This is a genomic window from Paenibacillus sp. FSL K6-2862 (assembly GCF_038005125.1).
Taxonomy (GTDB): Bacteria; Bacillota; Bacilli; order Paenibacillales; family Paenibacillaceae; genus Paenibacillus; species Paenibacillus illinoisensis_A.
In genome coordinates this window covers 5,778,667-5,805,605 of sequence record NZ_JBBOSN010000001.1, presented here as the reverse complement: position 1 = coordinate 5,805,605, position 26,939 = coordinate 5,778,667, and the positions used below count along the sequence as shown (strand labels likewise).

General features: G+C 46.5%; 19 protein-coding genes, 13 tRNA genes and 4 rRNA genes. 31 read left to right on the top strand and 5 right to left on the bottom strand.

Features of this window, described 5'->3' with window-relative positions; genetic code table 11:
* Positions 1-30: 30 nt before the first annotated feature.
* The 19 genes from MHB82_RS26355 (at position 31) to MHB82_RS26265 (ending at position 7,909) form a co-directional block, all read left to right on the top strand.
* Positions 31-648, top strand: a complete 618-nt coding sequence (locus MHB82_RS26355) for a stage II sporulation protein M (RefSeq protein WP_110756609.1) — start codon at positions 31-33, stop codon at positions 646-648.
* Between the two features lie 207 nt (positions 649-855).
* On the top strand, positions 856-1,086 hold the full coding sequence (locus MHB82_RS26350) for a hypothetical protein (protein ID WP_095293396.1): 231 nt from the start codon (positions 856-858) through the stop codon (positions 1,084-1,086).
* Positions 1,087-1,586: 500 nt separating this feature from the next.
* Positions 1,587-3,138: ribosomal RNA gene (locus MHB82_RS26345) — 16S ribosomal RNA — on the top strand.
* Positions 3,139-3,270: 132 nt separating this feature from the next.
* A 5S ribosomal RNA gene (gene rrf, locus MHB82_RS26340) occupies positions 3,271-3,387 on the top strand.
* Positions 3,388-3,419: 32 nt separating this feature from the next.
* Positions 3,420-3,496: transfer RNA gene (locus MHB82_RS26335), tRNA-Ile, on the top strand.
* A 23-nt stretch (positions 3,497-3,519) separates the two neighbouring features.
* Positions 3,520-3,595: transfer RNA gene (locus tag MHB82_RS26330), tRNA-Ala, on the top strand.
* Positions 3,596-3,790: 195 nt separating this feature from the next.
* A 23S ribosomal RNA gene (locus MHB82_RS26325) occupies positions 3,791-6,718 on the top strand.
* Between the two features lie 75 nt (positions 6,719-6,793).
* Positions 6,794-6,910: ribosomal RNA gene (gene rrf / locus MHB82_RS26320) — 5S ribosomal RNA — on the top strand.
* Together the 16S, 23S and 5S rRNA genes with 13 tRNA genes alongside form the textbook arrangement of a ribosomal RNA operon.
* 84 nt (positions 6,911-6,994) lie before the next feature.
* A tRNA-Asn gene (locus MHB82_RS26315) sits at positions 6,995-7,070 on the top strand.
* A 3-nt stretch (positions 7,071-7,073) separates the two neighbouring features.
* A tRNA-Thr gene (locus tag MHB82_RS26310) sits at positions 7,074-7,146 on the top strand.
* A gap of 10 nt (positions 7,147-7,156) precedes the next feature.
* Positions 7,157-7,228: transfer RNA gene (locus MHB82_RS26305), tRNA-Glu, on the top strand.
* A gap of 6 nt (positions 7,229-7,234) precedes the next feature.
* Positions 7,235-7,310: transfer RNA gene (locus MHB82_RS26300), tRNA-Val, on the top strand.
* A 10-nt stretch (positions 7,311-7,320) separates the two neighbouring features.
* Positions 7,321-7,395 (top strand) — tRNA-Gln (locus tag MHB82_RS26295).
* A gap of 8 nt (positions 7,396-7,403) precedes the next feature.
* Positions 7,404-7,476 (top strand) — tRNA-Lys (locus MHB82_RS26290).
* Positions 7,477-7,486: 10 nt separating this feature from the next.
* A tRNA-Leu gene (locus MHB82_RS26285) sits at positions 7,487-7,567 on the top strand.
* A 10-nt stretch (positions 7,568-7,577) separates the two neighbouring features.
* Positions 7,578-7,652: transfer RNA gene (locus MHB82_RS26280), tRNA-Gly, on the top strand.
* Positions 7,653-7,660: 8 nt separating this feature from the next.
* Positions 7,661-7,737: transfer RNA gene (locus MHB82_RS26275), tRNA-Arg, on the top strand.
* Positions 7,738-7,752: 15 nt separating this feature from the next.
* Positions 7,753-7,826: transfer RNA gene (locus MHB82_RS26270), tRNA-Pro, on the top strand.
* Positions 7,827-7,838: 12 nt separating this feature from the next.
* Positions 7,839-7,909, top strand: a tRNA-Gly gene (locus MHB82_RS26265).
* A gap of 221 nt (positions 7,910-8,130) precedes the next feature.
* On the opposite strand, the gene MHB82_RS26260 is transcribed toward MHB82_RS26265, so the two are convergent.
* Positions 8,131-8,412 (bottom strand): WGxxGxxG family protein, encoded by a 282-nt coding sequence (locus MHB82_RS26260; protein WP_095361674.1) that lies wholly within the window; start codon positions 8,410-8,412, stop codon positions 8,131-8,133.
* A 764-nt stretch (positions 8,413-9,176) separates the two neighbouring features.
* Here MHB82_RS26260 and ppc point away from each other — a divergent pair.
* The 8 genes from ppc to MHB82_RS26220 all read left to right on the top strand — a co-directional run bounded on the left by ppc (position 9,177) and on the right by MHB82_RS26220 (position 20,998).
* Entirely contained in the window at positions 9,177-11,969 is a 2,793-nt protein-coding gene (gene ppc / locus MHB82_RS26255) for a phosphoenolpyruvate carboxylase (RefSeq protein WP_095361675.1), read from the top strand.
* Between the two features lie 259 nt (positions 11,970-12,228).
* Positions 12,229-12,795 carry an RNA polymerase sigma factor SigW gene (sigW, locus tag MHB82_RS26250; RefSeq protein WP_017692117.1) on the top strand — a complete coding sequence of 189 codons (567 nt, stop codon included), beginning with the start codon at positions 12,229-12,231 and terminating at the stop codon, positions 12,793-12,795.
* 133 nt (positions 12,796-12,928) lie between these two features.
* Complete coding sequence (locus MHB82_RS26245; protein WP_095361676.1) at positions 12,929-13,543, top strand: zf-HC2 domain-containing protein; 615 nt, start codon at positions 12,929-12,931, stop codon at positions 13,541-13,543.
* 426 nt (positions 13,544-13,969) lie between these two features.
* Entirely contained in the window at positions 13,970-14,803 is an 834-nt protein-coding gene (gene cdaA / locus MHB82_RS26240; protein ID WP_341176221.1) for a diadenylate cyclase CdaA, read from the top strand.
* On the top strand, positions 14,803-16,299 hold the full coding sequence (locus MHB82_RS26235) for a CdaR family protein (RefSeq protein ID WP_341176220.1): 1,497 nt from the start codon (positions 14,803-14,805) through the stop codon (positions 16,297-16,299). The genes cdaA and MHB82_RS26235 overlap by 1 nt, the downstream gene beginning before the upstream one ends.
* 70 nt (positions 16,300-16,369) lie before the next feature.
* Positions 16,370-17,710, top strand: a complete 1,341-nt coding sequence (gene glmM, locus MHB82_RS26230) for a phosphoglucosamine mutase (RefSeq protein WP_341176219.1) — start codon at positions 16,370-16,372, stop codon at positions 17,708-17,710.
* A 739-nt stretch (positions 17,711-18,449) separates the two neighbouring features.
* Positions 18,450-20,282, top strand: coding sequence for a glutamine--fructose-6-phosphate transaminase (isomerizing) (gene glmS / locus MHB82_RS26225; protein WP_110821615.1), 1,833 nt, complete (start codon positions 18,450-18,452; stop codon positions 20,280-20,282).
* A gap of 200 nt (positions 20,283-20,482) precedes the next feature.
* A complete protein-coding gene (locus MHB82_RS26220; protein WP_341176218.1) occupies positions 20,483-20,998 on the top strand; it encodes a cysteine hydrolase family protein in 516 nt (171 codons plus the stop codon).
* A gap of 297 nt (positions 20,999-21,295) precedes the next feature.
* Here the strand turns inward: MHB82_RS26220 and MHB82_RS26215 are convergent, their stop codons facing one another.
* The gene (locus MHB82_RS26215) at positions 21,296-21,946 is read right to left on the bottom strand and encodes a nitroreductase family protein (RefSeq protein WP_341176217.1); all 651 of its coding nucleotides are present in this window, start codon (positions 21,944-21,946) and stop codon (positions 21,296-21,298) included.
* Between the two features lie 60 nt (positions 21,947-22,006).
* Here MHB82_RS26215 and MHB82_RS26210 point away from each other — a divergent pair, with 60 nt between their 5' ends.
* Positions 22,007-22,432, top strand: coding sequence for a MerR family transcriptional regulator (locus MHB82_RS26210; protein WP_341176216.1), 426 nt, complete (start codon positions 22,007-22,009; stop codon positions 22,430-22,432).
* Positions 22,433-22,443: 11 nt separating this feature from the next.
* On the opposite strand, the gene MHB82_RS26205 is transcribed toward MHB82_RS26210, so the two are convergent.
* Positions 22,444-23,421 carry a helix-turn-helix transcriptional regulator gene (locus MHB82_RS26205; protein ID WP_341176701.1) on the bottom strand — a complete coding sequence of 326 codons (978 nt, stop codon included), beginning with the start codon at positions 23,419-23,421 and terminating at the stop codon, positions 22,444-22,446.
* 92 nt (positions 23,422-23,513) lie between these two features.
* On the opposite strand from MHB82_RS26205, the gene MHB82_RS26200 reads away from it, so the two are divergent.
* Positions 23,514-23,957, top strand: coding sequence for a VOC family protein (locus MHB82_RS26200; protein WP_341176215.1), 444 nt, complete (start codon positions 23,514-23,516; stop codon positions 23,955-23,957).
* Between the two features lie 186 nt (positions 23,958-24,143).
* Here the strand turns inward: MHB82_RS26200 and MHB82_RS26195 are convergent, their stop codons facing one another.
* Both MHB82_RS26195 and MHB82_RS26190 read right to left on the bottom strand, forming a co-directional pair.
* Positions 24,144-24,623, bottom strand: coding sequence for a DMT family transporter (locus MHB82_RS26195; protein ID WP_341176214.1), 480 nt, complete (start codon positions 24,621-24,623; stop codon positions 24,144-24,146).
* An 11-nt stretch (positions 24,624-24,634) separates the two neighbouring features.
* Complete coding sequence (locus tag MHB82_RS26190; protein WP_239304776.1) at positions 24,635-25,069, bottom strand: DMT family transporter; 435 nt, start codon at positions 25,067-25,069, stop codon at positions 24,635-24,637.
* Between the two features lie 185 nt (positions 25,070-25,254).
* Between MHB82_RS26190 and MHB82_RS26185 the strand changes: the two genes are divergently transcribed.
* Both MHB82_RS26185 and MHB82_RS26180 read left to right on the top strand, forming a co-directional pair.
* The gene (locus tag MHB82_RS26185) at positions 25,255-26,094 is read left to right on the top strand and encodes an AraC family transcriptional regulator (RefSeq protein WP_341176213.1); all 840 of its coding nucleotides are present in this window, start codon (positions 25,255-25,257) and stop codon (positions 26,092-26,094) included.
* Between the two features lie 138 nt (positions 26,095-26,232).
* Complete coding sequence (locus MHB82_RS26180; protein WP_341176212.1) at positions 26,233-26,826, top strand: TetR/AcrR family transcriptional regulator; 594 nt, start codon at positions 26,233-26,235, stop codon at positions 26,824-26,826.
* The last annotated feature ends 113 nt before the right edge of the window (positions 26,827-26,939 follow it).

The following is a 26,939-nucleotide window of genomic DNA, read 5'->3' as shown; positions in this document are numbered from 1 at the left end:
TCCATCAACTTCAGTCATTAGGAGGTTACCATGTTAAAATTCAGTACATTTCTAAGGGATCTGGGATCCATTCGTAATGCATTAATCTGGTCAGTCATATTGTTTGTTGCAGGTATAGGAGCTGGATGGGTAAGTACAGGACCACTGCAGGACATATTATTGAACCAGATAGGCGGACTACAAGAGGTAAGCAGACAGCTCGAACAGAGCGGAAATGTGCAATGGAATTTCTTTATCTTTATCTTTTTTAATAATGCCATCAAAAGTGTGCTCGTGATCTATGCAGGAATTTTCTTTGGAATATTGCCTGTTATATTTTTAGTAATTAACGGAATGGTTATCGGTTTTCTAGTGCATATCACCACAGATAATGGAGCCAGCCTTTTTGATATCGTGGTAAAGGGACTTTTACCGCACGGAATTATAGAAATTCCCGTCATTATCATTGCCTGTGCTTTTGGTCTCAAGTTTGGGGGACTGGCGTCCAGAAGCCTCATTGAAGTTGGAAGTGCCAAACGTCAGGGGTTAGGAAAACAGTGGGAGACTTTTATGAGGAGGACATTAACTGCATCGTGCTGGGTTATTATCCTGCTGTTTATTGCAGCCATTATCGAAAGTACGATTACTTTCAGTATTGTGCGTGGATAAATTTGTATGGAATGACATTCATAAATTTTCAGAAAGTTGACCATAACAATAAAACGGGTTTCAGCAATCCCTTAGGTAAGAGAATTTTATAACCCATAGGAGCTGAAATCGGCGCGTCTAATATAGCCCTGACTCTAGAGAGGGTGGGATTCAATATAGCAATATAAAGGCGCGCCTTATCCATATGCAGAAAAAGGAGAACTCTTAATGCTGGGTATGCTGTTTAACGAGAAGGAATGTAAAGAACTCGATTATGTGTTACGTAAAGAGCTAGATGAGATGTTGTTTGACCTCAGTGATAATCGCCTCGACCAGGAGATCAAATACGCTATAGCGAGTAGATACAAAACAGTATTCCGTATGTATGCTCGATTCGCTCCGCCGAAGGAGCTGTCCAAATACGCAAGAAGTGGCAAACTCAAAAAGTCTAAACCGTAAGAAGCATGGTACAGAGCTTCAAACATGCAGTATTAATTGATGAGCGAGGTGCGGACCGCTGCAGCCAGCGCTGTACCTCTATAACTATCTAGGACGAATCTATGGATGGAATAAATGATGATATCAAATTGTCGAAAAAGGGTTGACCTATTGGTTTAGATATGATAAATTAATTTTCGTTCCTTTTTAGGACAAACCACTAAAACAAGTACCTGCAGCAAGATGAATGAAAAACATTCCTGAAAAAAAGTGCTTGCAAAGTGGAACTGAACATGATATATTATAAAAGTCGCCGCTGAAAACGACGACAACATGAAAAGCAGTAACAAATTGAATGTTTGATCTTTGAAAACTGAACAACGAGTGAGTAATCATCCTGCTTGCAGGATGAACGTGAAGGTTTTTGGTACATGCCAATTGGGCTGTATGAAAACTGGAACAACAAATGAGATTTTTAATCTCGTCAGATTCAAAATGAGCTAATCGCTCTTTTCAATACTTTATTGGAGAGTTTGATCCTGGCTCAGGACGAACGCTGGCGGCATGCCTAATACATGCAAGTCGAGCGGACTTGAAGAGAAGCTTGCTTCTCTGATGGTTAGCGGCGGACGGGTGAGTAACACGTAGGCAACCTGCCCTCAAGCTTGGGACAACTACCGGAAACGGTAGCTAATACCGAATACTTGCTTCCTTCGCCTGAAGGAAGCTGGAAAGACGGAGCAATCTGTCACTTGAGGATGGGCCTGCGGCGCATTAGCTAGTTGGTGAGGTAACGGCTCACCAAGGCGACGATGCGTAGCCGACCTGAGAGGGTGATCGGCCACACTGGGACTGAGACACGGCCCAGACTCCTACGGGAGGCAGCAGTAGGGAATCTTCCGCAATGGGCGAAAGCCTGACGGAGCAATGCCGCGTGAGTGATGAAGGTTTTCGGATCGTAAAGCTCTGTTGCCAGGGAAGAACGTCCTTGAGAGTAACTGCTCAAGGAGTGACGGTACCTGAGAAGAAAGCCCCGGCTAACTACGTGCCAGCAGCCGCGGTAATACGTAGGGGGCAAGCGTTGTCCGGAATTATTGGGCGTAAAGCGCGCGCAGGCGGTCATTTAAGTCTGGTGTTTAATCCCGGGGCTCAACCCCGGATCGCACTGGAAACTGGATGACTTGAGTGCAGAAGAGGAGAGTGGAATTCCACGTGTAGCGGTGAAATGCGTAGAGATGTGGAGGAACACCAGTGGCGAAGGCGACTCTCTGGGCTGTAACTGACGCTGAGGCGCGAAAGCGTGGGGAGCAAACAGGATTAGATACCCTGGTAGTCCACGCCGTAAACGATGAATGCTAGGTGTTAGGGGTTTCGATACCCTTGGTGCCGAAGTTAACACATTAAGCATTCCGCCTGGGGAGTACGGTCGCAAGACTGAAACTCAAAGGAATTGACGGGGACCCGCACAAGCAGTGGAGTATGTGGTTTAATTCGAAGCAACGCGAAGAACCTTACCAGGTCTTGACATCCCTCTGACCGTCCTAGAGATAGGGCTTTCCTTCGGGACAGAGGAGACAGGTGGTGCATGGTTGTCGTCAGCTCGTGTCGTGAGATGTTGGGTTAAGTCCCGCAACGAGCGCAACCCTTGATCTTAGTTGCCAGCACTTCGGGTGGGCACTCTAAGGTGACTGCCGGTGACAAACCGGAGGAAGGTGGGGATGACGTCAAATCATCATGCCCCTTATGACCTGGGCTACACACGTACTACAATGGCCGGTACAACGGGCTGTGAAGCCGCGAGGTGGAACGAATCCTAAAAAGCCGGTCTCAGTTCGGATTGCAGGCTGCAACTCGCCTGCATGAAGTCGGAATTGCTAGTAATCGCGGATCAGCATGCCGCGGTGAATACGTTCCCGGGTCTTGTACACACCGCCCGTCACACCACGAGAGTTTATAACACCCGAAGTCGGTGGGGTAACCGCAAGGAGCCAGCCGCCGAAGGTGGGATAGATGATTGGGGTGAAGTCGTAACAAGGTAGCCGTATCGGAAGGTGCGGCTGGATCACCTCCTTTCTATGGAGAATCGTTTCCCGTAGCGGAAACATTCAAAAAGTCTTCAGGAAGCATTGCTTCCGAAGCGAGCTTTACTTCGTAAAGCTTTTAACTCACTCGTTGCTCAGTTTTGAGAGCTCAAACTCTCGAACGTTTGGTGGCGATAGCGAAGGGGTTCCACACGTTCCCATCCCGAACACGACCGTTAAGCCCTTCAGCGTCGATGGTACTTGGACCGCAGGGTCCTGGGAGAGTAGAACGCCGCCAAGCGTAAACCCTATTGGGTTTCAATAATAATATACGGGCCCTTAGCTCAGTTGGTTAGAGCGCACCTCTGATAAGGGTGAGGTCGGTGGTTCGAGTCCACCAGGGCCCACCATTTACACTTTCATAATTTGATATGGGGCCATAGCTCAGCTGGGAGAGCGCCTGCCTTGCAAGCAGGAGGTCAGCGGTTCGATCCCGCTTGGCTCCACCAACAAGATTTCAAGCTTGTTCTTTGAAAACTAGATATCGAAACGAAAATTGCGAATTAGAACATTCCTTTTAGCTGAACTTGTGTTAAACAAGTTTCAAATATTAGTGATACTGTATGAGCAAGTGATCGAATGGAACGACTTTTGGATTTGCGCAAGCAAACCAAGGGAAGAGACAGTTCGAACACGAGCGAATTGGTTAAGCTACTAAGAGCACACGGAGGATGCCTAGGCGCTAGGAGCCGATGAAGGACGTGGCGAACAACGAAACTGCCTCGGGGAGCTGTAAGCAAGCTTTGATCCGGGGATGTCCGAATGGGGAAACCCAGCTGGGGTAATTTCCAGTTACTCACAACTGAATACATAGGTTGTGTAGAGGCATACCAGGGGAACTGAAACATCTAAGTACCTTGAGGAAGAGAAAACAATAGTGATTCCGTCAGTAGCGGCGAGCGAACGCGGAGAAGCCCAAACCAGAGAGCTTGCTCTCTGGGGTTGTGGGACGTCTCACATGGAGTTACAAAGGAGCCGGTTAAACGAAGAGGTCTGGAAAGGCCCGCCAAAGAAGGTAAAAGCCCTGTAATTGAAAGTCTGCTCTCTCCGAGACGGATCCCGAGTAGTGCGGGGCACGTGAAACCCCGTATGAATCCGGCAGGACCATCTGCCAAGGCTAAATACTTCCTAGCGACCGATAGTGAAGCAGTACCGTGAGGGAAAGGTGAAAAGCACCCCGGAAGGGGAGTGAAATAGAACCTGAAACCGTGTGCTTACAAGAAGTCAGAGCCCGTTTTAGGGGTGATGGCGTGCCTTTTGTAGAATGAACCGGCGAGTTACGTTCCCGTGCAAGGTTAAGGTGAAGAGCCGGAGCCGCAGCGAAAGCGAGTCTGAATAGGGCGAGTTAGTACGTGGACGTAGACCCGAAACCGGGTGATCTACCCCTGTCCAGGGTGAAGGTGCGGTAACACGCACTGGAGGCCCGAACCCACGCACGTTGAAAAGTGCGGGGATGAGGTGGGGGTAGCGGAGAAATTCCAATCGAACTCGGAGATAGCTGGTTCTCCCCGAAATAGCTTTAGGGCTAGCCTCGGAAAACAGAGTCGTGGAGGTAGAGCACTGATTGGGTGCGGGGCCCGCAAGGGTTACCAAGCTCAGTCAAACTCCGAATGCCATAGACTTACTTCCGGGAGTCAGACAGTGAGTGCTAAGATCCATTGTCAAAAGGGAAACAGCCCAGACCATCAGCTAAGGTCCCCAAGTGTGTGTTAAGTGGGAAAGGATGTGGAGTTGCACAGACAACCAGGATGTTGGCTTAGAAGCAGCCACCATTGAAAGAGTGCGTAATAGCTCACTGGTCGAGTGACTCTGCGCCGAAAATGTAACGGGGCTAAACACACCACCGAAGCTATGGCTTGATGCTTTGCATCAGGGGTAGGGGAGCGTTGTATAAGGGTTGAAGGTGTACCGTAAGGAGCGCTGGACATTATACAAGTGAGAATGCCGGTATGAGTAACGAAAAGATCAGTGAGAATCTGATCCGCCGAAAGCCTAAGGGTTCCTGAGGAAGGCTCGTCCGCTCAGGGTAAGTCGGGACCTAAGGCGAGGCCGAAAGGCGTAGTCGAAGGACAACAGGTCGAAATTCCTGTACCACCGTAAATCGTTACGAGCGATGGGGGGACGCAGTAGGGTAGTGACGCAGACTGATGGATGTCTGTCCAAGCAGTGAGGCTGATGTGTAGGCAAATCCGCACATCGACAGGCTGAGCTGTGATGGGGAGTGAAAATTACAGTAGCGAAGGTCATGATCTCACACTGCCAAGAAAAGCCTCTAGCCAGATGAAGGTGCCCGTACCGCAAACCGACACAGGTAGGCGAGAAGAGAATTCTAAGGCGCGCGGAAGAACTCTCGTTAAGGAACTCGGCAAAATGACCCCGTAACTTCGGGAGAAGGGGTGCCCCGGTAGTGTGAATAGCACGAGGGGGCCGCAGTGAAAAGGCCCAAGCGACTGTTTAGCAAAAACACAGGTCTGTGCGAAGCCGTAAGGCGAAGTATACGGGCTGACGCCTGCCCGGTGCTGGAAGGTTAAGGGGAGCGGTTAGGGAGTAATCCCGAAGCTGTGAACCGAAGCCCCAGTAAACGGCGGCCGTAACTATAACGGTCCTAAGGTAGCGAAATTCCTTGTCAGGTAAATTCTGACCCGCACGAATGGCGTAACGACTTGGGCGCTGTCTCAACGAGAGATCCGGTGAAATTTTAATACCTGTGAAGATGCAGGTTACCCGCGACAAGACGGAAAGACCCCATGGAGCTTTACTGCAGCTTGATATTGAATTTGGGTACGATCTGTACAGGATAGGTGGGAGCCTTTGAAGCATGAGCGCCAGCTTGTGTGGAGGCACCGTTGGGATACCACCCTGATCGTATCTAGGTTCTAACCTGGTGCCCTTAGCGGGTACGGGGACAGTGTCAGGTGGGCAGTTTGACTGGGGCGGTCGCCTCCTAAAGAGTAACGGAGGCGCCCAAAGGTTCCCTCAGAATGGTTGGAAATCATTCGAAGAGTGCAAAGGCATAAGGGAGCTTGACTGCGAGACCTACAAGTCGAGCAGGGACGAAAGTCGGGCTTAGTGATCCGGTGGTACCGCATGGAAGGGCCATCGCTCAACGGATAAAAGCTACCCTGGGGATAACAGGCTTATCTCCCCCAAGAGTCCACATCGACGGGGAGGTTTGGCACCTCGATGTCGGCTCATCGCATCCTGGGGCTGAAGTAGGTCCCAAGGGTTGGGCTGTTCGCCCATTAAAGCGGTACGCGAGCTGGGTTCAGAACGTCGTGAGACAGTTCGGTCCCTATCTGTCGTGGGCGTAGGAAATTTGAGAGGAGCTGTCCTTAGTACGAGAGGACCGGGATGGACGTACCGCTGGTGTACCAGTTGTTCCGCCAGGAGCACCGCTGGGTAGCTATGTACGGACGGGATAAGCGCTGAAAGCATCTAAGCGTGAAGCCCCCCTCAAGATGAGATTTCCCAGTATGTAAGACCCCTTGAAGACGACGAGGTAGATAGGCTGGGGGTGGAAGTGCAGTAATGCATGGAGCTGACCAGTACTAATCGGTCGAGGGCTTATCCAAATTGCAGGTTCTAGTCGCAAATTTCGTTTCGGATCTAGTTTTCAGAGAATGATCTCTGAGTGTATAGCAGCATCGTTTGGTGGCGATAGCGGAGGGGTTCCACACGTACCCATCCCGAACACGACCGTTAAGCCCTCTAGCGCCGATGGTACTTGGACCGAAGGGTCCTGGGAGAGTAGGACGCTGCCAAGCGAACTCTTTCATCATACATAGAAAACAGGCTCTGCATGTTAGCGTTGTACGATGAATTGCATTTGCTCTGCAAATGCATATTATTCCCTGATAGCTCAGTTGGTAGAGCACTCGACTGTTAATCGAGTTGTCACAGGTTCGAGTCCTGTTCGGGGAGCCATTTGCTCTCATAGCTCAGTAGGTAGAGTGCATCCATGGTAAGGATGAGGTCACCGGTTCGATCCCGGTTGAGAGCTTTGGAAATGGGGCCCGTTGGTCAAGGGGTTAAGACACCTCCCTTTCACGGAGGTAACAGGGGTTCGAATCCCCTACGGGTCATAGGATGGAGGCTTAGCTCAGCTGGGAGAGCATCTGCCTTACAAGCAGAGGGTCGGGGGTTCGAGCCCCTCAGCCTCCACCATCTTGATTATTGGGGATTAGCCAAGCGGTAAGGCAACGGACTTTGACTCCGTCATGCATAGGTTCAAATCCTATATCCCCAGCCATTTATTAAGAGCCATTAGCTCAGTTGGTAGAGCACCTGACTTTTAATCAGGGTGTCGAAGGTTCGAGCCCTTCATGGCTCACTTGTTATATGCGCGTGTGGCGGAATTGGCAGACGCACTAGACTTAGGATCTAGCGTCTTTGACGTGGGGGTTCAAGTCCCTCCACGCGCATCCTTTATAAGCGGACGTGGCTCAGCGGTAGAGCATCGCCTTGCCAAGGCGAGGGTCGCGGGTTCGATTCCCGTCGTCCGCTCCAATATATATGCGCCCTTAGCTCAGCTGGATAGAGCGTTTGACTACGAATCAAAAGGCCGGGAGTTCGAATCTCTCAGGGCGCGCCATTATTTCATCAATATCGGGATGTAGCTCAGCTTGGTAGAGCACCTGGTTTGGGACCAGGGGGTCGCATGTTCAAATCGTGTCATCCCGATTTTGTAATTACGCGGGTGTAGTTCAATGGTAGAACTTTAGCCTTCCAAGCTAATAGCGTGGGTTCGATTCCCATCACCCGCTTATATGATTTTAAGAGCAGTCTCTACATCAAGTAGAGGCTGCTTTTTTCTATACGACACCGTTTAGGGAAACGTATAAAAAAACAAAACGTAAGAAGCCAAGGCCTCCATGTTAGAGGGTCTTGGCTTCTTGTGGTCTGAGCATCATTTAGTACATCCAACGAGACAGCCTAGAAGGGCTTCTAAACACTTCAGTTGCGTTTAGGGACCTACGAATAGCTATTAACGTTCGTGACGGTCAGAAACTTTTCTACGCATACCTGCTAAGCCAAGAAGTCCGAGCAAACCGAGCCAGCCCCAGTCCATATCATTGTCTCGGTCAGTTGCAGCATTTGCCCGAACATTGTTCGTACGGTAGTCACCTGTGTTGTAGTTTGTGCTGTTCATTTGTGTTCCACGGTTTTGATCCATACCTTGGGTTGCAGAACCATTCGCCGCGGCAGGACCAGCCAATGCTGCCACTAAAAGTGTAGAAGCAATAAGTGTAGATACCTTTTTCTTCATCAGATGTCGCCTCCTTTTTGTTTGAACTATATCTAATCTGCCTTTTACTAAATGAAATTATGTAATTGTTCTTGCGTTAAAATATCCCTCTGACATAAGTAATCATGATACATAAAAAAAAAGCCCATTAATATTAGTTATCCAAGAAATTGTTCACCATTAAATCTGCAGGAAACCGGATGAACTTTAATGGAGAATCCTTTAAAACAGCTAAAAGAAACTATTTTGATCATTGAAACGCATTTTAACGCATAATGAGGCATCCATTCTAGCTTGGTTACATCATAAATCATCCTCGCTTAAAGCCTCTAACTTGTCATTTCCATAAGAGGAGGTAGCAAATGATAATAATTTTTAAATTGATACTTTAATTTATTACATCACTGTGGTAAAGTATACAAAAGCTTGCTTTGCCGGTCATGTTTTTGCATGGAGATTGAACTGCTTAAATCATGGAAATGATATTATACTCTTCTGTATGAGTATATTTAACGCTGCTGTATATTTATAAATTAAAACGAATATGTATAAGATGTTTGTTTATATATAGCATGTGAAAAAGGTATCAAGCGACAAGCTTTCGCTCATTAAATGAAGCAAATCAAGAAAATGAATAATAAAGTGTCTTTTTGTGCGGAAAATCGGGGATAATCCCCTTTTTTACTAATAGAAAAATAAAGATTTTCGTACCATTTTATTGTATGATGTTATGAAGGTGTCAAATTTACGTGTACGAATGTGAACGATCAGATGGGAGGATAAGCATGACTGAAACTATGGTAACCGCCAGCAAAAGCCAATCTAACAACCTGCTCCGGCGAGACGTGCGGTTCCTGGGCAATATACTCGGAGAAGTTCTTGTCCATCAAGGGGGCACGGAGCTTCTCGATATCGTTGAGAAAATTCGGGAAACGAGCAAATCGTTGCGTGCAGAATTTTTGCCTGAACTGTATACAGAGTTCAAAACGATGATCCAGGAATTAGATTCTGAAAATCGTCACCAGGTCATTCGAGCTTTTGCAATTTATTTTCAATTAGTTAATATTGCTGAACAAAACCATCGGATCCGGCGTAAACGGGATTATGAACGATCTGCAGGAGATGCAGTACAGCCTGGTTCGATCGAGAAGGCCGTACAGGATCTGAAGGAACGCGGATTGTCTCATACCGAAGTAGAGCAGATTCTGGACGAATTGTCACTGGAACTGGTTATGACAGCTCATCCAACCGAGGCTATGCGCCGGGTTATTCTGGATATCCACAAACGGATATCTGAAGATGTCATGCTGCTTGATAATCCTACGCTGACGTTGCGTGAACGTGAACAATTGCGGGAGAAGCTGCTGAACGAAGTTATTACACTCTGGCAAACAGATGAACTTCGCGACCGCAAACCGACTGTACTCGATGAGGTACGGAACGGAATGTATTATTTTCACGAAACGTTGTTCCACGTACTTCCGGATGTATATCAGGAGCTTGAACGCTGCCTGAATAAATTTTATCCTGACCACGACTGGCATGTGCCGACGTATTTGCGCTTCGGTTCCTGGATCGGTGGAGACCGGGACGGAAATCCTTCGGTAACTTCAGATGTAACGTGGCAGACGCTGTTGATGCAGCGCAAGCTCGCTTTGCGTGAATATCAGCGGATTATGATTGAGCTCATGGGGCATCTCAGCTTCAGTACGAACATCATCCACGTGTCGGATGAATTGGCTCAATCCATTGAGCAAGACCGCAGCTGTGTCACTTTGAAGAAAGTAGACATTTGGCGCAATGAGAAAGAACCTTATCGGATCAAACTGGCTTACATGATTGCCAAAATGAATAATGTACTTGATGAAAATAAAGTCGGACAGCCGGACCGTTATGACAGTGCTCAGGAATTGATCGATGATCTGATGATTATTGACCGCAGCCTGCGCCATCATTTTGCAGATTATGTAGCGGATACGACGGTTCGCAAAATGATTCGCCAAGTGGAGCTTTTCGGATTCCACACCGCTGCGCTGGATGTTCGTCAGCATAGTCAGGAACATGAGAATGCGATGGCCGAAATTTTGGCCAAGATGAACATTGTTGAAGATTATGCTCGCCTGACAGAGGACGGTAAAATTGATTTGCTGGCTCGCCTGCTTGAGGATCCACGTCCATTGACTTCTCCATATCACCAGTACAGTGAGGGAACAAAAGAATGTCTTGATGTATTCCGTACAATCAAACGTGCACAGAGTGAGTTTGGTACAGGATGTATTACAAGTTATCTGATCAGTATGACGCAGGGAGCAAGTGATTTGCTGGAAGTCATGGTATTTGCCAAGGAAGTAGGATTGTTCCGTAAAGGACAGGGTGGCGAGTTTATTTCGACACTTCAGGCTGTGCCGCTGTTTGAAACTATTGATGACCTTCATGCAGCTTCTGACATCATGCAAAAGCTCTTCAATCTTCCGGTATATCGCGCAAGCGTAGCTGCCCGGAACGAGCTGCATGAAATCATGCTTGGTTATTCAGATAGTAACAAGGATGGCGGAGTGGTAACGGCTAACTGGGAACTTCGGGTAGCTATGAACGCCATTACTGCTGTCGGTAATAAGCATGGCGTTAAGCTGAAGTTCTTCCATGGCCGTGGCGGTGCATTGGGACGTGGAGGCATGCCGCTTAACCGCAGTATTCTTGCACAACCACCTCATACGATTGGTGGGGGAATCAAGATTACGGAGCAGGGCGAAGTCATCTCATCCCGCTATTCCCTTCAAGGTATTGCTTACCGCAGTCTGGAGCAAGCGACGTCGGCATTACTCACGGCTGCACTGAACGGAATGGAGCCACAAGAATCAGTATCGGAACAACATTGGGATAGCATCATCAAGGATATTTCCGAGGTATCTCTCACGAAGTATCAAGACTTGATCTTCCGTGATCCGGACTTCTTCAACTTCTTCAAGGAATCAACACCGCTTCCGGAGGTCGGAGAGCTCAACATTGGTTCAAGACCATCCAAACGGAAAAACAGTGATAAATTTGAAGACCTGAGAGCAATTCCATGGGTATTTGCCTGGACTCAAAGCCGCTATCTTCTCCCTGCATGGTATGCAGCTGGAACAGGATTGCAAAGCTACTACCAGAATAAAGAGGAAAATTTGGCTGTCCTCAAAGACATGTATGCCAACTTCCCATTCTTCCGTACACTTATTGATACGGTGCAGATGGCTATTGCTAAGGCAGATCTTGTAATTGCCAAAGAATATTCCGCGATGGCCTCCAACAAGGAAGCACGTGATCGTATCTATGGTCAGATTGAGTCTGAATTCAAACTGACAAAAGAGCTGATTTTGAAAATTACCGGAGAAGCAGAAATTTTGGATGATGTACCGGTAATCCAGGAATCCATTCGTTTGCGTAATCCTTACGTTGATCCATTGTCCTATATGCAGGTGCAGCTGCTTAGCGAGCTGAGAGACATGCGTGAACGTGGGGAAGATGATACCGAATTACTGCGTGAAGTGCTGCTGACGATTAATGGTATTGCTGCAGGACTCCGCAATACAGGCTGATGCATTACCTGGCCCATATGATTCATGTAGTGAATAGTTAATGGAATTGGACAATAAAATGCAAGGTTCTCTCCGCAGTCTTGTGTGAGAGATGAAACGGGACTCCAGTAGGAGTTCCCGTTTTTACTGTTTTTGGTGGATATTTTCCGGCACAGTCTTGATTTTTGACCAAAGTTGATTTACGATTTGATTGGTGAATTACAAGTGTGGACGGGTATCAGAAGGCGGAAGACCCATCAGCATGTCTGGGGGAATAAAGGTGGACAATTTGGAGAACAGGCTGGTTAAGCTGGTCCTAAAGGGTGATCAGCGGGCCTTTGCAGAAATCGTAGAACTATACAAGGACAAGCTATTTCATTTGGCATACCGGATGCTGAACAATCGTCATGAAGCTGAAGACGTTGTACAGGAGACGTTTTTGCGTGTGTTTCGTAATATGGAGAAATATGATCCGAACCAGAAGTTTTCAACCTGGATTTATCGGATTGCGACCAACTTGTGTATCGATCGTTTACGGAGAAAGAAACCATCTTACTCTTTGGATGCCGAGTTGAACGATCAGGAAGGATCCGATGGTTATGCCATGCTTCCGAGTGATGATCGTACACCAGAGAGCGAAGCACTTTTGTCAGAAACACAGACGCTCATTCGTGAGGCTATTGACAGTCTGCCGGCCAAGTATAAGTCCGTCATGATTTTGAGATATTTACAGGACTTGTCGCTGCAGGAAATCAGTGATGTCACAGGTATGCCCGTAACAACGATCAAAACACGTGTGCACCGGGGCCGTGACTTTTTGCGTAAAAAACTGGAATATAAGCTTTAAATCTATTTCAATTTTTTTAGGCGAAATTATTTGAAACATATCCGGAACGGATGCGTATGTAATGTATGCAAGTCTTATGCGTGGTATTTGAAGATGCATGGACTAAGTGATCTAAGAAAGGATTGGCTCTCATATGGATTGCAACTCGGCCGTCTCTTTAATGCATGAATGTTTGGATGAGTCGTTGTCCCCGGCCCAGAAGGTAGAACTGAAAGGTCACCTTGTTACCTGTCCGGAGTGTCGCATGCGCTTTAAAGAGTTGGAACAGACGGAAATGCTGCTCTTTGCCATGAAACATTATTCACCGTCTGCCTCGGATGAGCTGACCAATCGTATTATGAATGCTCTGCCCCAGCCCAAGAGACAACAGGTATGGCTCAAATGGGTCAAAGGACATCCCGCGCTGACGGCGGCAGCCTTCTTTTTGGTCGTGATGCTCTTTAGCGCTTGGAGCTTCTGGGATCAGAATAACGAAATGGTCGTTAAGGGGAATAATCTGGACCAGATCGTCATTGAAGGAAACACGGTAATTGTTCCTCAAGGCAAGTCAATTGCGGGCGATCTTACGATAGAGAATGGTACCGCCCAGGTATATGGTGATGTAGATGGCAATCTGACGGTGATCGACGGACAACTGTATCAAGCTTCGACGGCGCATATTTCCGGTCAGGTGAAAAGCATTGATCAGGCGCTGGACTGGTTCTGGTACAAAATAACCAATATGGTGAATGAAGTGGCTTACCGCTAGGACAGGGTGAATTCTTCAATGGTATATACCAAGCAGGGTACCTCCAGTTTGCATGGGGTACTCTTTTTTTATTGTCGACATTGTAATTTATGGTATTTGTGTTGTTTCTGCGCAGTTTGTGACTGCCGTAACTTGCAACCTGAACGTTATCGTTATAACCTAGATACTAAAGAGAACATACTACTACATATAGATAAGCATTTTGCATCTATCCAAAGACCGTCTTCCAAGCGGCAAGAATAGAATGAAATGGTTATATTCATCTATACATTGTTGTACCGGGGAACTTTCTTCCCCTCCAACTATACGGCCGGAAGCTTGTCTGTGTCGGATGTGCAAAAGCTAAGACCATGGATTATATAAAATCCTAATGGGTTAATATGAGATCAGGGTTTACTCATCAATGGGGATAGCGGGGGCTAGCTTATGAACTATTTTGCTGACTTAACGTGGAAAGAGTCCATTAAGGACGTTATCGATATATTGATTGTTACCTATATTATGTACAAACTGATTTTGCTTGTACGGGGTACACGTGCAGTACAGCTGCTTAAGGGCATTCTGTTCCTTGTGGTGATCTGGGCACTAAGTACGTGGCTAAACCTGTATACGCTCAAATGGCTCATGAACCAGATGTTTACATTTGGTGTGGTAGCCGTCTTTATTATATTTCAACCGGAACTGCGCCGAGGTCTGGAGCAACTGGGACGTGGTAAATTGTTCGGACGCTCCGCAGCAGCCAGCGATGAAGAATTAACGGTGTTAATTGGCGAGATTATTAAGTCTGTGAATTATTTGTCCCGTCGTAAAATCGGTGCTCTTGTTGTCTTCGAACGGGAAACGGGCCTGAACGATTACACGGAATCCGGGATTCAGATGCAATCGTTGGTTAGCTCGGAACTGATGATCAATATCTTTATCCCAAATACACCGCTCCATGATGGGGCTGTTATTATCCAAGGCAAACAGATCTCTGCAGCGGCATGTTATTTGCCTTTATCCGAGAATCCGTTTATTAGCAAGGAACTTGGAACACGCCACCGTGCTGCAATTGGTATTACGGAGGTAGCCGATGCGATCTGTCTGGTTGTCTCGGAGGAGACTGGACAAGTATCGCTGGCGATGAATGGACAGGTCGTTCGTGACATTAAGGAAGAGTCGCTGATCGCCAAGCTATATGAAGAGCTTCGTCCAACATCCAATCTAAACAAAAAGAATAACTGGACTTCTTTCTGGAAACGGAAGGGGGGAACGAAGTAATGGATAAATGGTTCAACAATAATAACTTTGCCAAGGTTCTTGCGCTTGCAGTCAGTTTGCTGCTCTGGTTTATGATTCATCTGGATGAAGTTCCTACCACGCCAACGATTGCTACAGGTACAACCAACAAGGTGGTAGAGCGTACCGTACCCGTTCAGCCTTATGGCCTTGACAGCAACTCGTATGTGCTCACTTCATTAAGTACGGATGAGGTACGACTGGAGATCAAAGGACAGCGTTCCATGTTAACTTCCATATTTACAAATGACGATTATAAGGTACTCGTTGACCTGAGTCAGGTCAAAGATGGCTCCAATACGCTGCCGCTCGTTCCCGATCTGCCTTCTGGCGTCGAGGTGGTTAGCATGGAGCCTTCCATGGTTACAGTCAATGTTGAAAAATTGGGCACCAAATCCTTCAATGTGAATATTGTACCCGAAGGAGATCCATCCGCTGGTTACAGCCTTGGGACGCCTGTCGTTGAGCCAACAGGTCCGGTGAAGGTAACTCTTCCCGAAGGGCAGTTGGACGCCGTAGCGAAGGTACAGGGCAGTGTGAGTGTGAAGGATGCAAAGGATGATGTAACGCAAAAAAGGGTGAAACTGCAGGCATATGATGCAGAAGGCAAAGTACTTGAAAATGCAGTCATTACGCCGCAGACCGTTGAAGTTCGCATTCCGGTTAATCAGCCCTATAAATCAGTACCCTTAAGAATCAAATATTCAGGACAGCTGCCGGAGGGATTGGTACTGTCCAGTGTGGAACCAAACGTGAAAGAAGTCTCGGTTTACGGTACGGATGAGGCGCTTGCGGGTATACAGGCCTACGACCAAGTTACCTTGGATCTGACACAATTTGAAGAGGCAGGAACATCGACAGTTAACGTGGACTTGACGCCGCCTCCGGGTTTTGAGAAAATCGAGCCTAGTTCGATTCAGATCAAGGTTACTGTGTCACCTTATGATGAGACAGAGGAGACAACAAAGGTCTTTCCCAATGTCCCCATAACCCTTACGGGTGTGGGGAATGGTTTGGAAGCTGCACTGGTCACGCCAAAGAGCGGCGGTATAAATCTTACACTGAAGGGTTCTCCGAGTATGCTTGAAGGTCTGAGTGGCGAGGATATCAAGCTGACGGCAGATCTTCAGGGGCTTGCCGCCGGGACACATGATGTGCAGCTGGATGCTGAATTGCCCCGTTTTGCTGAGCTGGATGGTACCTCTGCTCCATTGAGCGCTACAGTCAAGATCAGTGAAAAAGCAGAGGATACGACGGTTCCCCCAAGCGAAGAACCCACGGATGAAGGCAATGCCGGACCGGAGCCTTCACCTGCAGAAGTGGAGAATGGGGAAACGGATCCTGCACCTGATGAAGGGGAAACGACAGAATCGAATACGGATAATCAGGAGCAGCAAACCCAGCAAGGCAATGCAACGAATAAAGGGAACTCGGGTAACAGCAGCGGTAGCAGCGGCACCAATGGCTCAAATCCGTAATGATTCAGATTGATTTGATAAAAATAAATATTTGATGCTCTTATATGATGCGAATAAAAGGAGTTAGATCATGGGGAAATATTTTGGTACAGACGGTGTAAGAGGTGTTGCCAATAAAGAATTAACGGCGGAGCTGGCTTACAGCATCGGTCGATGTGGTGGTTACGTGCTTGCTGGCGGCGTAGAGAGACCCAAAGTGGTTATCGGTATGGATACCCGGATCTCGGGACTGATGCTGGAATCTGCGCTGGTTGCAGGTCTATTATCCATCGGTGCAGATGTCATCCGTCTGGGCGTTGTATCCACTCCGGGAGTGGCCTATATTACACGTCTGCTTAAAGCCGATGCAGGAGTCATGATTTCGGCTTCCCATAATCCGGTAGAAGATAACGGAATCAAGTTTTTTGGCGGGGACGGCTTCAAATTATCTGACGAGACGGAGAACCGGATCGAAGAACTGATGGATGCTGAAACGGATCAATTGCCACGTCCTGTTGGCGGCGGATTGGGTACCGTAACAGTGGATGAGCAATCGCGCTACAGTTATCTCGAATACCTGAAAACAACCGTAACCGAGTCGTTCTCTGGACTTAAAATTGTACTCGACTGTGCAAACGGAGCAGCTTATGAGCTTGCACCAAAACTGTTTGCAGAGCTTGGGGCGGAAGTCATTGCAATTGGTGCTGAGCCTAACGGCCTGAATATCAATGAGCAATGTGGTTCCACACACCCGGAGCATCTGAAACAAGAAGTGCTTAAACATAAAGCAGATCTGGGTCTGGCTTTTGATGGAGATGCGGATCGTCTGATTGCCATTGATGAAACGGGTGCAGAGGTTGATGGAGACTTCATTCTGTGCATCTGTGGTGATGCGATGAATCGTGCAGGCAAGCTAAAAGACAGTACAGTGGTATCCACCGTCATGAGTAATATCGGATTTTATAAAGCGACGGAGAAACTTGCACTGAAAACAGCTAAAACGGCTGTGGGCGACCGCTATGTGATGGAGGAGATGCGCCGCGGTGGGTATAATCTGGGTGGTGAGCAGTCTGGCCATGTTATTTTCCTGGATTACAATACAACCGGAGATGGCATGCTGACAGCTATTCAACTCGTGGATACCCTCAAGGCATCGGGCAAGAAGCTGAGCGTTCTGAAATCACTAATGACTCAATACCCACAAGTTCTGGTCAACGTACGTGTGGAAGACAAGAGCAAATACGAAGGTAATGCTGCCATCGAGCAGGCCATTGCTACAGTAGAACAACAGCTAGGCGATAATGGACGTGTTCTTGTTCGGGCGTCTGGTACAGAATCTCTGATTCGTGTTATGGCAGAAGGACCAGATAAAGGTGAACTGGAGCAGTTTGTATCCCAGATTGCAGACGTGGTGAAAAAGGAACTGGTTTAACACCTTAGATATACATTTTGTGTACACATTCCCACTGTGGGATTGCCATCATAGAATGTTATAATAAAGGGTATATGCTTGAAGCAAGAACAGAAATCCCGCGTCCCGACTGGCAAGGCCAAAGGTCTGATAATCAGGTCGGGATTGTGGGTAAATATGCTGATTTGGTCACAGGTACTTTGCTCCATTGCAAAATGAACCTGACGTGCATATAATGAGTGGAGTCGTCATTCAGACACAGAAAGTGAGGATCGTAAGGTATTAGTTACACAAGCGCCAGAGCTTGAAGTTGCGCGGGAAGGATTTTGAACGGTATGGATCTCGGAACTCGAGATTCACTGATCAGGATCGACGGCAATCAAGCTGACGAGGTGGAGGTGTTCGGATTGTTCGGCGGGGACCTCCCGGTGATGCACCATAGCCGTAAACCGGATTGCGGAAAATGGATGGGTGACTGTCCACACAACGCGCCGGTAGGTGCAAGAATAAACTAAAATTCAAATGAATGTGCGCGAAGAGCTAAATAGGTGCGCGGACGGAAAAATGATGTACATTCATGATTGCATTCATAACATCTTATGATGACTGAAGAGCGGCAAGAGGCCGGTCTGATCATTGATAATTGAATAGGTAACAGGTATTCATGATACATTTAGGCAATCATTCATTTTTTCGATATGCCGCGACAGCCGTTTTTCTTCGTGACGCAGTATTCATATACAAACGGAGGAACTAAACTATGTGCGGTATTGTTGGATATATTGGTAATAAGAACACTCAATCGGTATTGGTCGAAGGATTGAAAAAGCTCGAGTATCGTGGTTATGATTCTGCAGGTATCGCGGTATTCACACCGGAGGGTCTGCAAATCACGAAAGCTCTCGGTCGTCTTGCGAACCTTGAAGCCAAGCTGGATGGTGCACCACTGGTAGGTAATGCCGGAATCGGACACACACGTTGGGCAACTCATGGTAAACCATCGGATGAAAACTCCCATCCACACACGGATGGAAGCCAGAAATTTTCTGTGGTTCACAACGGTATCATCGAGAACTATCTGGAACTGAAGGACGAATTGATGGCTCAAGGTCATACTTTCACTTCCGAGACAGATACTGAAGTTATCTCTCACCTGATTGCACGTGAATACAATGGTGATATCGTTAAAACAGTGCAAAAAGTGATCACGTTGTTGCGTGGTGCATTCGCACTGGGTGTATTGACAGAGCATGAGCCGGAGAAACTCGTAGCTGTGCGTCAAGCAAGCCCATTGATTATTGGTATTGGTGAAGGCGAGAACTTCATTGGTTCCGACATCCCTGCAATTCTGGAACATACACGTAACGTGTACATTCTGAATGATGGTGAAATGGCTGTATTGACACATGATGCTGTCGAATTGATGACGATTGAAGGCAACTTTATTTCTCGGGAAATGATTCGTGTCGATTGGGATGCTGTAACTGCAGAAAAAGGCGGATTCGAGCACTTCATGTTGAAAGAAATTCATGAGCAACCAAAAGCATACCGTGATACTATGCTGGGTCGCATTGATAATGAAAGCAAAAAGGTTCAACTTCCTGAGTTGAAAATGACTGAAGAACAAATCAAAAATATTCGTAACGTTCAAATCATTGCATGTGGTACTGCGTACCATGCAGGTCTCGTTGGACGTACAGTGATTGAGCAATTGGTGCGTATTCCAGTTGAAACAGATGTTGCTTCAGAGTACCGCTATCGTTCCCCAATCGTGGGCAAAGATACACTCGTAATCGTAGTGAGCCAATCTGGTGAAACTGCCGATACGCTTGCTGCATTGCGCGAAGCACAATCCAATGGTGCACATGTACTGGCAATCACGAACGTAGTGGGCAGCTCCATTGCACGTGATGCAGACGATGTGATTGCAACATTGGCAGGACCGGAAATCGCGGTTGCTTCCACCAAAGCATATACATCACAGTTGATTGCATTTAACTTGCTTGGTCTGTACCTTGCACAAGTGCGCGGTACACAAACAGCAGAAGAGATTGCACACACCCTGGCAGCAATGCAGGCATTGCCAGAGCAAGTGGAGTCCATGCTGGAGCAAGCGGATGCGATCAAAGGATACGCAGAGCAAATCTCCAAACATCAACATCTCTTCTTCATTGGCCGTGGTCTCGATTATGCGGTAGCTCAAGAAGGATCGTTGAAACTGAAAGAGATCTCTTACATCCACTCTGAGGCATACGCTGCAGGTGAGTTGAAACACGGTACACTGGCATTGATCGAAGACGGTATTCCTGTTATTGCCTTGGCAACACAAGAGAACGTACTCGAGAAAACAGTGAGCAACATCAAGGAAGTAAAAGCACGTGGCGCGGATGTACTGGCAATTACGTACGAAGAGCACGTTGCAAGCTTGCTGAAATCCGTAGACCAAGCGTTTGCGATTCCTAAGACACTTCCACTACTCAGCCCGGCGTTGTCCGTAGTTGCTTTGCAATTGCTGGCATACTACGCTTCCCTGGCACTGGGTCACGATGTGGATAAACCACGTAACCTGGCGAAAAGCGTAACGGTTGAGTAAGAGGTAAATCGCTCGTTTTGATAATGGAGAAGAGTAGTGAATGGTATTCATGAAATCCTAATATAATGTAATAGTAAGTAAAAAAGATGATATGACTTGGTCATATCATCTTTTTTTGTTATCCAGTATACTGAACATAAGTTTTTTCATCATCCGATCAAATTTAAATAAACATATTCCAAGATGAAAGAGGTAAAATGATGACGACTTGTGCAGATGTATTAATCGTGATCGATCTACAAAATGGCGTATGTTACAGTGGTGAGAATCATTTATATGAGTTGCCGAATTTACTCGATAGAGTCAATCGGAGAATTGCTATGTATAGAGAATTAGATAAACCCATCATTTTTGTTCAGCACGGTGATGAAGAATTAGTACCTGAAGAGGAACCATGGGCTATTCATTCCGATCTGGATGTTCAAGAGCAAGACTTTTTTGTGCGCAAAATACATGCGAATTCATTTTATAACACAAACCTGAAAAGCCTCCTGGACCAATTCACTGTAAACCGTATTGAGTTTTGCGGAGCGCAAACCGAATATTGTATGGATGCTACGATTAAATTTGCTCATGGGCTGGGATACGAAAATTACATGATACGTAATGCAACCTCTACTTTTGATAATCACTGGATGTCTGCGAAAGAGACCATTTCCTTTTATGAACACATATGGGGAGATAGATTTTTGAATTGGATAGATGATGAGTCGTAAAAGAACGCGCATAATATATAATCAACACATGTGCATTGATCAGCCGAGTGTAAATATCTGTAAAAGTTAATAGCGATAATTTAAAGTAATTGTACTGTAGTAAAGGGTCCTGATGGCATTAAATACTGTCATAGGACCCTTTTTGTTATCTAACAATAGAACGTTTTTCTCTGGTTGAATGTCAGTACATGCTGTTAAGTCTTTAAGGTTTGGCAGGTAAGTTACTAATTAAGCTTTGAGACAAACGTACTATCATACGGAGGCCGTCCTCCTGTCACTCTTGTGAACAGCTTTTGATTATGCCCAAGTAGTAATCGTATCAACCGGGAGGCGATAGGAAGGATATCCTTCTTTGACAGCCTTGCCTATAGAAATCAGCATCACGGGTTGGAATCGCTCTTTGTCCAGGCCAAAGACCTCTGCGATTCGGTCTTTATCATAACCGGCCATGGGATTGGTATCATATCCGTGGGCACGGGCAACAAGCATGAGCTGCATACTAATAAGGCTAGAGTCAATGAGATTCATGTCACGCAGATCGGATGGGCCCATGCTTGCATAATAAGGTTTTGCCTGCTGCACCTGCATTTCCTTGATGTCCTGCGGCATGTATCCCAATTCGACTGATTTACTGAAAATCTCGTCCATATACTCTATGTTCTCGGCATCGTAAAATACAGCAATAACTGCTGATGAGGTAAGAGCCTGTGTTTGGTTGAATGAGGCCAGGGGGGCAAGCTTCTCTTTTCCTTCAGCACTGTCAATAACAAGGAAACGCCAGGGTTGCATGTTAATGGCAGAGGGGGCCCGGGAAGCCTTCGCCAATATCTCACTCAATTCCTCACGGCTGATTTTCACCTCGGGATTGTAAACTTTAACGGAACGACGTTCCAGGACGATGTTATCGAAATCATTTGTTCTGTTAGATTGGCCAGTGGTTGTATCCATATGGTTATCTCTCCTTGATCATATTTGTGTGATTGGATTCAGGCTTTCATCCGACTCACTATGAGGAGTGTAAACTATGAAGTATACTTTATAGCAAGAGCACGAAGAGGGGCGATCCATATCAAAATTAGTGAAGTAGCGAAACGAGTAAACCTTCCTATATCAACGATCCGTTACTATGAACAGATAGGTATCATCACGGATGAGCATGTTCTGAGAGACCCAAATAACTACCGGGTATATGATTCAGGCATCGTGCAGCATCTGGATGTGGTGAAACAAAGCTTGGCTGTTGGCTTTACGATTCAGGATATTCAATCCATGATCTCCAAAGCCGGATTTACACGAAATGAACAGAGAAGCATTATTCAGGATAAGATATCCGAAATTGAAGAAATTCAGAAGAAGCTGGAACATGCTAAACAAAATCTGTACGACATCCTTCAGACGGATATTACTTGCGAGGATGGATTTGGAAAGCATTAAATCACTTCAAATCAAACATGCTCCAGTAAATCCAGATAATATTGTCTCAGTGCTCCCTTCAAGCTGGCTGGCTTTATGATCTGAATGGATTTGCCATAGCCCGCAAGATAACGAATGATAAATTCAAGCTCATGAGGTTCATACGAACCAACAAGATAGGTCTGTTCCGCATACACTTCGAGTTTCATGGATGGGAAGTGTTCCTGCTGAAATAGCTCCATTCCCGCTTCATTGATTCGGCATTGAAAGGGAATAGCTTGTTCGGTTGGCTTCCAGAGCGAATGGGCATCCTGGAGCGAAACCTCCTTGATATGGTCCAAGGGCTCGATATCTGTTAGTTGGGGTGATGTGATTCGGTCGCATCGGAATACGCGGTATGCTTGTTTGTGCAGGTCATATGCCTGGCAATACCAATAGCCTCTCATCGCATACAGGGCAATGGGCTGGATGGTACGGACATTGGAGCTGGTTACGTTTGAAGACGAGCCCTCGGTATGTCTGCTCGTGCGAGCGTTTTGATAAACAATTTGTATCACTGTATTCTGTACAGCGGACATCAATAGAAACTCCAGGTTCTCACTATCCTTAATTTGCTCCGTATGTTTGAACAAAACCCGATGCTGTATGTTCTGGATTTCCAGACGCTGCTTATCGGATAACGCGCTTATGAATTTCTCATGAATCGAACGGAAGGTAGCCTGAAAGGGCAGGTTAGAGAAGCTTCGAAGGGCCTGTATGGCAAAATAAAGGGCATGAAGCTCTCCCGTATTAAACGATATGGGGGGCAGCTGCATCTGTTGAAGCAGACGATACCCGCCGTACCTCCCGTATTCGGCATAGATGGGTGCACCGAGTTCTTCGAGTGAGGCGATATCTCTTATCGCGGTTCGTTTGGAGATCTGAAACTCCTGCATGAGATCCTGCAGGGTAAACTGCTGTTTTTGATTGATAAAGCGCAGCATCTGGTTCATGCGTTCTGATTTTTTCATTATAAAGAAACCTTTCAATGGTGCCATGTATTGGCACCTTTTGTTGTTATGATGATAAGTGTAATCCAATCGAACCAAGGAGGCAAACGATAATGAATTTTGAAGTGATCCCATTTTTGTCGATGAACGGGGATGCGGCAGCAGCCATAGCATTTTATGAGAAGGTTTTGGGGGCCAAAGTGCTTTTTAAGAAAAGTTATAAAGAGATGAAGCAAATGAACCCGGGCTTCGAATACCCTGCTGGCCAAGATGAGTATATTACACATTCGGTGCTGGAGATTGGGGTAAACAAGATCATGATTGCAGAGGAGGCAATGGATCCGGAGAGACCTTGGCAGCTCGGAAACAGTACATCGCTATGTATTCAATCCAAGGATAAAAGTACGATGGATCAACTGTATACCTCTCTTGTACAACATGAGAACGTGAAAGTGCTGGTGCCTTACGAACAAAATGAATTTAGCCCAGGTTATGGGATTGTGCGTGATCCGTTCGGAATTGCGATTCAGCTCTGTGTGACGGTGCACGATTTCTAACATAAAATTAAGGATGGGGGCTGCTCGCCCGGTTCAATAGAATATCATCAAAAGCAACAAAAAAAGAAGAACCACTGGTAACCGTACCAATGTGCTCTTCTTTCTTTGTTTTCCCGTATAGGAATGTTCCCACAATCTAAAGATGCCTGATCATCGAGAAATACAGGAGCCTATCCTTCTTTTTACTCATTTCCTTTGTAACTGTGACGCCTGAGCTTCATCATTTTTTTCACTGAAAATCAGAGCTAGTGCAGCGAGCATCAAGACGAGGGAGACAGCCCGCTGCCAGGAGAACTCAATGAGCTCACTGCCGAACAGTCCCGTTGCATCGATAATAAAACCAGCAACAATCTGACCCACGATTGCCGTAAGGTTGGCAGGTGTTACACCTAATTTATTTACAGCAAAAGTCGATAGGAACAGGTATCCAAAACCCATGAATACAGCAGAGAGCTGTAACTTGGGTGCATGAAGCAAGTCGAACAGGTGTCCACTACCAAAAAAATTAATCAGTACGGCCAGAATCAATGTACCTGACGCAAAAGTGAAAAATACGGTCTCCAGCAGGCCGATATTACGGCTAATGGTACCATTAATGGAGGACTGTGCACTAAGCACTGCTCCACCGATCAAAGTAACGATAACAATCAATAAACCTATGCCCATGGTGATCCTCCTTAGAATAAAGTTAGAGCCAGTGCGCCCAGCATCAATACCAAGGCAGCAATTCGTTTGCTCCCAACCGGTTTACGGTTGCTCCCCAGCCATCCGTAATGATCAATCAGAATGCTGGTCACCATCTGTCCGACAACAATGGCAATCATGGAGATTCCTACGCCCACAATTGGAACACCAATGACCAAGGCCAGCAAGTAGATAACCCCGAGCAAACCCCCAAGGAGGTTCCACTTCGGGAATTTGGTGATGGCAGAGAGGTTTCCTTTGCCGAAGAAAATCAACAAAATCAGTGAGATGATCGCACCCATGAAGAAATTATAAAAATCAGCTTCCAGCGTGCCGACTTGTTCCCCAAGTTTTCCATACAGTGCTCCCTCAAAACTTAGAAGAGCTCCTGTCGCAATAGCGATGATATAAAAAATCAGCTTTTTCAATTGATCTCGACTCCTTGAAATGTGATTAATTTGCAGGTGCATGACCCATCATAAGGAATTGTAGAGGCGAAGACAATGAAAGATCTTGCTTTGTTTTTCTGAAAAATTATAGATCTTGCTGTGGCAAACAGGGTATAGTAATACAGCTAGAGAGTGATCAAGCATGGACGCAGGAGGAGACAGCAATGAACGAGACAAGAAAAGAAACGTCCTCCCGATTGCTGTACATAGGCAGAGTCAACGGTAATCCCAATTGGAATTTTCCAAGCCACATGCATGAGGATATCAGTGAAATTGTCTATGTATCTGATGGGGAAGGCATTATTAAAATTAACGAACATCCCTATGCCGTGCAAAAAGGCGATTTGTTAATCTATAACCAAGGTGTCATTCATGAGCAATGTACCTCTCCGGTCTGTCCACTCAGCCTTTATTATTGTGGAATAGCCAATATCTATTCAGACGGGTCAAGGCGAGAACGCATCATTTCGGAAAACGCTTCTCCGTATATTAAAACTGAAGCGTACGCTGACAGAGTCAGCGAGCTGCTTGACTTCATGTATGAGGAATCGTCCAATCAACAGGCAGGTTATGAGAAGATCTGTGAAGGACTGCTGGGTGCACTTCTTGCCTTAATACAGCGGTTGGTTCAACCGAATGTTTCACGAAAGCAAGATTCGGATCATCTGGCTGTGCGGATCAAGGAATATCTTGATGAGAACTACCTACAGCACTTGAAATTGCAGGATATCGCAGCGCATTTTCATATGAACCCTTACTACTTATCCCATGTGTTTAAGCACAAGTATGATGATTCACCAATCCGTTACATTGTCTACAGAAGAATGGGAGAAGCGAAATGCCTGCTGACCAAGACAGACATGAAGGTGAGTGAGATCGCACATGTTTTGGGTTATCAGAATGCGAATTATTTCACCATTCTTTTCACCAAGACTATGGGCGAATCGCCTACCCAATACAAGAAAAATGAGCGTTCAGAACGCATCGATCTAACGGAAACGTAAACTTAACGCTGTAAGCATAGGGAGAGTGAATACCTTGCTCTACTTCATTAACTCATCATGGTGATGTTATGTATAATTAGAGGGAGGCCTAACGTCAGAGGCAGGCAAGTGTAAGTAGCGAGGGGGCAGAGGACTGGAGTGCGAAAACAAGGGGTTATCGGGAAAGAGAGCAGACTGCGACTATTGGAAGCTGCGACCCAGGAATTCGCGTTAAATGGATTCTATCAGGCGAAAATAAGCTCTATCGTTGCCCGTGCAGGGGTAACGCAGCCTGCATTTTATCTTTATTTTGAGAGCAAGGAAGCAGCTTTTGCAGAGCTGATTGATGGTTTTCGAAATGGACTTATCCAGGTCGTTCGGGATAGCCATATCGAGGCAGGGAAGAACAGGGACGATCTCAAGGAAGCCGTCGTGGAATCATTGGGGCAGATTTACCGTTATCTCGGAGAGAATCCGGCGCTGACCCGGATCGGGCTGTATCAGTCCGCGGAGTCGGTGAGAATCAAAGCCGAGATTGCGGGTTTGATGGAGCAAAATTTGATTGCAGAACAACAAGCCGGGTATTACAGGCATGATCTGGATACGGTATTCTTCGCCGAAGCTTTGCTGGCTATCATGGAGCGTTTAACACTGATCAAGCTGCTGCCGGGGCACGAAACGCCGTCCAAGCTTGCTCGGATCACGCAGGATCTGTTTTTCTACGGTATTTTGGACACGAAGCATCGGGATTAAAATCCTATTCAATGCGCTAGGCAGACATCCAGGCTTTTGATTGGGTTATTGTTTTGCATTGGAATGCTAACCTAATACGATAACACGAAGAGCCAGACTCCGTATTTATCGAA

Coding starts and splice junctions, on each gene's coding strand:
- MHB82_RS26195 (WP_341176214.1), bottom strand. CDS start 24,623: ATGGGCATAGGTTTATTGATTGTTATCGTTACTTTGATCGGTGGAGCA.
- MHB82_RS26210 (WP_341176216.1), top strand. CDS start 22,007: ATGAGGAGTGTAAACTATGAAGTATACTTTATAGCAAGAGCACGAAGA.
- MHB82_RS26355 (WP_110756609.1), top strand. CDS start 31: ATGTTAAAATTCAGTACATTTCTAAGGGATCTGGGATCCATTCGTAAT.
- MHB82_RS26185 (WP_341176213.1), top strand. CDS start 25,255: ATGAACGAGACAAGAAAAGAAACGTCCTCCCGATTGCTGTACATAGGC.
- MHB82_RS26205 (WP_341176701.1), bottom strand. CDS start 23,421: ATGAAAAAATCAGAACGCATGAACCAGATGCTGCGCTTTATCAATCAA.
- MHB82_RS26200 (WP_341176215.1), top strand. CDS start 23,514: ATGAATTTTGAAGTGATCCCATTTTTGTCGATGAACGGGGATGCGGCA.
- MHB82_RS26350 (WP_095293396.1), top strand. CDS start 856: ATGCTGGGTATGCTGTTTAACGAGAAGGAATGTAAAGAACTCGATTAT.
- MHB82_RS26260 (WP_095361674.1), bottom strand. CDS start 8,412: ATGAAGAAAAAGGTATCTACACTTATTGCTTCTACACTTTTAGTGGCA.
- MHB82_RS26220 (WP_341176218.1), top strand. CDS start 20,483: ATGACGACTTGTGCAGATGTATTAATCGTGATCGATCTACAAAATGGC.
- glmM (WP_341176219.1), top strand. CDS start 16,370: ATGGGGAAATATTTTGGTACAGACGGTGTAAGAGGTGTTGCCAATAAA.
- MHB82_RS26215 (WP_341176217.1), bottom strand. CDS start 21,946: ATGGATACAACCACTGGCCAATCTAACAGAACAAATGATTTCGATAAC.
- glmS (WP_110821615.1), top strand. CDS start 18,450: ATGTGCGGTATTGTTGGATATATTGGTAATAAGAACACTCAATCGGTA.
- cdaA (WP_341176221.1), top strand. CDS start 13,970: ATGAACTATTTTGCTGACTTAACGTGGAAAGAGTCCATTAAGGACGTT.
- MHB82_RS26245 (WP_095361676.1), top strand. CDS start 12,929: ATGGATTGCAACTCGGCCGTCTCTTTAATGCATGAATGTTTGGATGAG.
- ppc (WP_095361675.1), top strand. CDS start 9,177: ATGACTGAAACTATGGTAACCGCCAGCAAAAGCCAATCTAACAACCTG.
- MHB82_RS26235 (WP_341176220.1), top strand. CDS start 14,803: ATGGATAAATGGTTCAACAATAATAACTTTGCCAAGGTTCTTGCGCTT.